General features: G+C 46.3%; 7 protein-coding genes. 6 read left to right on the forward strand and 1 reads right to left on the reverse strand.

The genetic code is table 11. The annotated features are described in order from the left end of the window. The first annotated feature begins 60 nt into the window (after nt 1-60). From EYO21_06440 to EYO21_06465, 6 genes are read left to right on the forward strand one after another with little or no spacing between them, the layout of a single operon-like run. On the forward strand, nt 61-393 hold the full coding sequence (locus tag EYO21_06440) for a copper chaperone (GenBank protein ID HIB03445.1): 333 nt from the start codon (nt 61-63) through the stop codon (nt 391-393). A gap of 56 nt (nt 394-449) precedes the next feature. Next, nucleotides 450-1304 (forward strand): SDR family oxidoreductase, encoded by an 855-nt coding sequence (locus tag EYO21_06445; GenBank protein HIB03446.1) that lies wholly within the window; start codon nt 450-452, stop codon nt 1302-1304. Further along, nucleotides 1305-2996, forward strand: a complete 1692-nt coding sequence (locus EYO21_06450) for an amidohydrolase (GenBank protein ID HIB03447.1) — start codon at nt 1305-1307, stop codon at nt 2994-2996. Further along, on the forward strand, nt 2996-3727 hold the full coding sequence (locus tag EYO21_06455) for a TIGR02206 family membrane protein (GenBank protein HIB03448.1): 732 nt from the start codon (nt 2996-2998) through the stop codon (nt 3725-3727). Before EYO21_06450 ends, EYO21_06455 begins: the two co-directional genes overlap by 1 nt. Continuing rightward, on the forward strand, nt 3720-5279 hold the full coding sequence (locus EYO21_06460; protein HIB03449.1) for a DASS family sodium-coupled anion symporter: 1560 nt from the start codon (nt 3720-3722) through the stop codon (nt 5277-5279). Before EYO21_06455 ends, EYO21_06460 begins: the two co-directional genes overlap by 8 nt. 3 nt (nt 5280-5282) lie before the next feature. Then, on the forward strand, nt 5283-5609 hold the full coding sequence (locus EYO21_06465; protein HIB03450.1) for a hypothetical protein: 327 nt from the start codon (nt 5283-5285) through the stop codon (nt 5607-5609). Nucleotides 5610-5641: 32 nt separating this feature from the next. On the opposite strand, the gene EYO21_06470 is transcribed toward EYO21_06465, so the two are convergent. Further along, a complete protein-coding gene (locus EYO21_06470; protein HIB03451.1) occupies nt 5642-6898 on the reverse strand; it encodes a DUF1343 domain-containing protein in 1257 nt (418 codons plus the stop codon). Nucleotides 6899-7047 lie beyond the last annotated feature (149 nt).

Below are 7047 nucleotides of genomic sequence, written 5' to 3' on the forward strand. Positions count from 1 at the left end.
CGTAATTTTCCGCAGGTTTCAGTTAAACAGGCAACTTATGGCAGGGATTAATCTGAAGGCATGATGAAGAAATTAGTTTTGGTCTTTTTCATTTTTCTAGTTGCTTTTGCATGCTCAAATGCAGATGCGAAAGCCGCAGTAAAGCTCGAATCGATGGTCTGCGGAATGTGCTCTTCTACTATTGAGAACGAGATCTCAAGGCTGGATGGTGTTGTGAATATTGAGATTGATGAAGAAAAGAAGATAGGGGTTTTTACTTATAAAGCTTCCGTCATCGATCTATCCCAGATAGAGCAAGCTATTGCTAAACTGGGCTATAGCGCCAACGATACAGAGGCTGACCTTGAAGCGTATGAAGCACTCGCTTCGTGCTGCCAGATTGGATCGAAATAGTCAGATACTAATTAAAACACCCTCATTTCAAAACATAGATCCAAGGGGGATAGTGTATGTTTGAAAAAGACCTCCTGAAAAATAAGACAGTCATTGTCACCGGTGGTGGCACCGGCTTGGGGAAATCTATGGCAAGACAGTTCGGTGAGTTGGGTGCGAAACTCAGCATATGTAGCCGTAGGAAAGAGGTTATTGATGCGGCAGCTCAGGAGCTAAGAGAAACAGGAGCGGAAGTACTGGGACTGCAATGTGATGTTCGCAGCGGTGAGGATGTGCAACGGATGGTTGATGAAACTGTATCAAAACTCGGTCCTGTCAATGTCTTATTGAATAATGCTGCGGGTAACTTCATTAGTCCCACGGAAAGACTTTCTGAGAATGCTTTCCGTACAGTTGTGGACATCGTGCTAACTGGTTCGTTTAATTGTTCAATGGCCGTTCAAAAGGTGATGAAAGAAAACAGCGGGGGCGTGATGCTAAACATAATTACCACCTACGCATGGACTGGGTCGGGTTATGTTGTTCCTTCCGCATGTGCGAAAGCAGGTGTTCTTGCCTTGACCCGGTCACTGGCTGTGGAGTGGGCTAAGTACGGTATCCGAACCAATGCTATCGCGCCAGGTCCTTTTCCCACAGAAGGAGCTTGGACGCGGCTTGTTCCACCCGGATTCAAGATTGAAAAGAGAATGAAAAAACGAATTCCCTTACAGCGATTTGGAGAGCATAAAGAGCTAGCCAACCTTGCGTCCTTCCTGATCAGTGGCGGGGCGACCTTCATCAATGGAGAAGTGGTGACCATCGATGGAGGCGAATGGCTGAAAGGGGCGGGAGAATTCAACGAAATGGAGAGAGTGCCCGAAATGGTATGGAAAGCCATGGACGTCTTGAGAAAAAAGAAAAAGAGAAAGTAAATGTCCGTATCTGAAAAACTTTTTTTGATAATTTGGGTATTCTTACTGGTCTCATGCACCAGCAACAATGTTGATACAGTGTATCTGAACGGCACAATATGGACAGGTGTTGAAGGTGCTACCAGAGCACAAGCCATGGCTGTCAAAGGTGAATCACTTGTTGTGGTGGGGTCAAATGAAAAAGTGGAGCGTCTCAAAAGTCCAAATACGGTTGTTGTAGACTTGAAAGGTCGATTTGTTGTGCCTGGATTGATGGATGCTCACACGCATTTTATGGATGGGGGATTTCAACTTATCCGTCTGAATTTTAGGGAAGTGGATTCTCCTGAAGATTTCGTTTTCAAGATTGACAGCGCAGCGCAGGTAATGGATCCGGGACAATGGATCCTCGGTGGAAACTGGGATCACGAAAAGTGGGGTGGTGAATTACCACATCATTCATGGGTGGACGATGTTTCCAGAGAAAACCCTGTCTTTGTCCATAGAGTTGATATGCATATGGCCTTTGCCAATTCAAAGGCCATGGAACTGGCCGGCATAACAGGCGAAACACCTGATCCGCCGGGCGGTGTCATAGATCGGGACCATATGACTGGTAATCCAACAGGAATATTTCGGGAAGCTGGAGCTAAGGAACTGGTTCAGCGCGCTACTACTCCACCAACGGAAGAAGAACGGAGGAGAGCGCTTCAAAAGGCCATGGACTATGCACTTATGTCCGGTGTCACACAGGTACATGATATGTGTTCCTGGGAAGATTTGTTGACCTACAGACAAGTTGAGGCTTCCGGTGAATTCAGAATGCGCATTTACGCCGCTCCGTGGTGGACCAACTGGAAAAATCAGATCGACTACATTGCTGAGCACGGGACTGGAAACCAATGGCTCCAGTGGCCTGCTCTTAAGGGGATGATAGACGGTTCACTGGGCTCCCACACCGCATGGATGCATGATCCATACAAGGATGACCCCAATACCAGAGGCATCATTGTGACATCAGATACTGTCTTGTTCAAAACAATGATGCAAGAAGCTGACGAGGCAGGCATCCGGTTCGCCATACATGCTATTGGCACAAGAGCTAATGAGTGGGTCTTAGATCAGTATCTGGCAGTCAGCGAGATGAATGGCGAAAAAGAGAGACGCTCAAAAATCGAGCATTCACAACACCTCCGTACCTCAGAGATCGAGCGATTTGGGCGGGAGGGTGTCATACCTTCCGTTCAACCGTACCACGCCATCGATGACAGCAGATGGGCCTCTAAACGGGTCGAGGAAGAGATATTGCGGGGGACATATGCATTTAAGTCTCTTTTGAATAGTGGTGCTACGTTAGTGTTTGGATCAGATTGGACTGTTGCGCCCATGTCTCCCATTCTCGGTATTTATGCCGCTGTTACCCGGGAAACCATTGATGGGTCACACCTCGGTGGATGGTACCCGGATGAAAAATTGACGGTGGAGGAGGCTCTCTCCGCTTATACTGTTAGTGTGGCTTACGCAGGATTTCAGGAAAATCTTTTGGGGACGCTTGAGGTGGGGAAACTTGCCGATTTTGTTGTTCTTTCCCATGATCTATTCAAAATAGAATCCGAGAAAATTAAGAATACAGGTGTGCTGCGAACTGTTGTTGGCGGAGAGACAAGATTCCTTTCCACAGATCCCGGAGGAAAAAAGCCTATCTGGTATTGATGGCTTCCTCTCTTGCCGAATATCTCTATTCTAAGGATCCACCATTTATTGCCTTCAGCCTGTCTCATATTCTGGGACTGGTAATAGCCATCCTCTTGGCCATATTTCTGCCCATATACGCTAAAAGAAATTTAACTGAGCGCAAACAACAACTGATCGGTTCAACGCTTGGTTGGCTTGTGGCATCGGCATACCTGAGCTGGGTGCTCCTGGAAATTGTGGCGGGAACATTTGATCTGAAATCCCACCTGCCGTTCCATCTTTGTAGAACAGCCAATCTGATGTTACCGTTTGTCATGATGAAAAGGAATTACCGTGTCTACGAAATTCTCTATTTCTGGGGACTTTCCGCAATGTTCCAGGCAAGCTTTTCGCCGGATATCTATGCTGGTTTTCCGCACTATCATTTTTTCCGGTTTATGCTGGCTCACAATCTGATGATTGTTGCCATTGTGTATGCCACTGTTGTTTACGGCATGAGACCGACTTGGCAAAGTTTGTGGCGTTCTTTCGGTGTGTTGTTTATATTCTTTTTAGGGACGATTCCCGTGAATCTCATGTTAGGTGCAAACTATTTCTGGATACTTAGGAAACCATCAACAGCATCACTCCTCGATTATTTTGGTCCCTGGCCGTGGTACCTATTCACCACAGCCTTTTTTGCACTTCTTCATTTCTATCTTGTCTACTTGCCTTTTCAACTTAAGGATAGAGGAATAAGAGTTGTCTGAGAGTAACGGAAAACAGGAGCAATCAGGCGGATTCGCAAAGACCACGAATTTTAAGTGGCTTGCCATCGGATTTGTTGTATTTGCATTGCTGGCTATTATGCCGACACCGGAATCGATGTTGTTCAAAGCGAGGGAACTGTTCGGCGGTGATCTGAGCCCTGTAGCCGTTACTCAGAAGGCTTACAATATGAAGATCATCATCGCCCTCCTTGGAGCATGTACAGTCTTTTTTGCTACGGAGGCGATTCCCATGCCAGCCGTCGCTCTCGTGATAGGACTGGTTCAGTTGTTCTTTGGGATTACAGAACCTTCGAAAATTGTACAGACCTACGCCCATGACGCCGTCTGGTTTATCGCTGGATCCTTGGCCATAGGATCCACACTTGTGAAATATGGATTGGACAAAAGAATAGGGATGCTTGTAGTAAAACTCTCCGGAAACAAAACAAGAAATATTGTACTCGGTCTGTTGCTCGGTACAGCAATTCCTTCCGCTTTTATTAACGAAGCGTCCATTGCGCCAATGTATATTCCAATTGCTCTTGCTTTGTACACATTGACCAATAAAACGGTCCCCGCTCCCAGACTTGGTAAGCTTCTCATGATGTCCATCGCCATAGGATGTATGGTGGGCGCACCTATGAGTCCTACAGGAGGAGCGCGGAATGCAATTATGATCGGGTTCCTGGAAGATTATGTCAGTCCCAACATTTCCTTCTTTGAGTGGATGAAGATGGGTGTCTTCTACACTGTGGTTATGTCGATAGTGATGGCTTTTTTGCTTCCATTTCTTTTTAAACCAGAAGTCAAGGATCTTTCAGAAGCAGTTGCCATCTTAAAAGTTGACCTTGAGAAACATGGCAAGATGACCCGGGAGCAGTGGCTTGTAGGGGGGATCATGATCCTAATAATCTTCATGTGGATCACAGACAAGACAGTTACTGCAAGCATACTCGGATTTTCGCTGGGACTGGGTGGTGTAGCCATCACAGGTGCCGTATTGTATATGCTTTTAGGGCTCACCTCTTGGCGGGATTACGAACAAAATGTGAGCTGGGGTGTGATCATTCTGTATGCGGGTGCCATCAGCCTCGGTGCGGTGTTCAAATCAAGTGGTGCGGCGAAGTGGCTTGCGGACAGTCTGATCGCTATTATGAGCAACTTTGGTATCAGTTCCGAGTTGCCTTTAATCATGTTTGTCATTTTGATAGGCGCACTTCTGACAAATCTGATGAGCGCCGGTGCTACAGTGGCAGTGATTGGACCAGTTGTGCTCGAAATGGCGCAAGCATCCGGTACAAATGTCATTTTGGTTGGTGTAGGATTGGCAATTTCCACTTCCCTGGCATATTGGCTCGTCATTGGAACGCCAGCTAGTTCCATTGTTTATGCCAGCGGCCAGATTGAAGCAAAGGACTTTATTCGAATGGCCACTTACGCCTGGCCGATAGCTATCATTGTGATGTTCGCTATGGTGATTTTCTGGTGGAACGGTGTTTTACCTTATGATTATGGCATCGATATGGCGCGTGTGCCTGTGGCAGGAGGATAATACATGAATCAGATCATTATCCTGGTGGTCGTAATAGCTATCGTGATTGTTGTTATGTTAGCTAGCAGGAAAGAGCAGGTATCGGAAGTGCAGTCGGAAAAGGAGTCCAGAAGTGCTAAACAGGATGCATGGGCCAAGGAATCGGTTGTTACTTACGGAGAGGTACAAAAGATGCGGGAAGAACTGATCAAAGCGGTAGAAGAAAAGTTGAGGGACGAACCGGAACATGTGAAAAAGTTGAAGAAGATTGTCGATGATTGGGCCAATTTGAAGGTTGAGAGCTTTAAGGAGCGGCGATCCTGGGTGAGAAGCCCTGAAAAGGACAGTTAGTCGCCTGTTTTCTGAGAGCTTTTTATCCGGATTTAATTACTATATAAGAAAAATTTCTTAGCTGCTTTGCGAAATTGATCTGACTCTGTATTTATTACATCTATCAGCTGATTCACAGCTGCGGTATTTTCGAGTAATTTAATGAGTCTGTTCGAACCGAACAGCCGGTTTATTCCCGCTTCTTTGATTATAAGTTTTTCAGGATACAAAACCGAAATAGTCAGCAAAAGTTCAACACCGGCAACAACTGGAGAAAACAGATTCCGGTCGGTGACAGTGATTTCTATACCGTCGCATTTTTGGTCCCGATATTTCGGTTTGAGGACGGTGCCCTGTATTGACCGAGGGGTGAAAATTTTTGAGCGGAAGTTTACCCCGGACAACCCTTTGTTGTTCATTGCATGGGACAATTCATTGCCATCTATCCACGGCGCTCCGATCCATCGGAATGGGTGATCAGTACCACGTCCTTCGGAAACATTGGTTGCCTCCAGGATTACTGTAGCTGGGTACACAGTAGCTGTTCCCAAATCCGGGATGTTGGGGGACGGAGCTACCCACGGTAGTCCCGTTTCATCATACCACATGGCTCTAGACCATCCGATCAAAGGAATCACCTCTACTTCCGGTATCGGTTCGATCCACGATTGGTCAACTATCATGAGGGCGAGTTCTCCTGGTGTGAGACCGTAAACGGAAGGAATGGGGTATAGGCCCACAAATGAGCTATAATCCAGATCTAATAGAGGCCCCGCAACCAGATTACCGGTGAGTGTGTTAGGGCGATCAAGGATGAGAACAGGAATGTCTGATTCTGCCGCTGCTTCCATGACCAGCCCCATGGTGGAGATGTAAGTATAAAATCGGGCACCAACATCCTGAATGTCATAAATCAAAAGATCCATATCTTTGAGCATTTCACTGGTAGGTTTTCGGGTGGCGCCATAAAGGCTGTACAGAGGTGGCAAATCTATTTCAGATTTGCTATAGTTCACTTTTTCACCGGCGGCGGCTTCGCCAAAGAGACCATGCTCTGGTGAAAAAACAGCTACTACCTCAACATCCGGTAAGTTGCCCAGAAGTTCCCATATGGGTGTGCCTTCGTGATCGACACCTGTGTGATTTGTCACAATGCCAATGCGCTTTCCTGCGATTTTGTGCTGATAATTGATGATGAGATTCTGTAGGCCTGTTTGGACCTTTACAAAAGGTGCACACCTTTCTGTGAAAAATAGAATTAAGATACCACCAAAGATGGTGGCAATAGATCTCAGTTCAATCCAGCGCAATAATTGTAGCTGAAATCACTTCATCAACGTTGGCAATTTGTGTAATCACATTAGGCGAGGGGTCAGAATCAATGCGGATCAATCCAATGGCCACTGATGATCCAGCTCTGCTGTTCGCAATTCAGCTGTACTGAACTGTTCCAGAAAAT

This window comes from Candidatus Neomarinimicrobiota bacterium, assembly GCA_012964825.1.
In the GTDB taxonomy this organism is placed as follows: Bacteria; Fidelibacterota; Marinisomatia; order Marinisomatales; family S15-B10; genus UBA2125.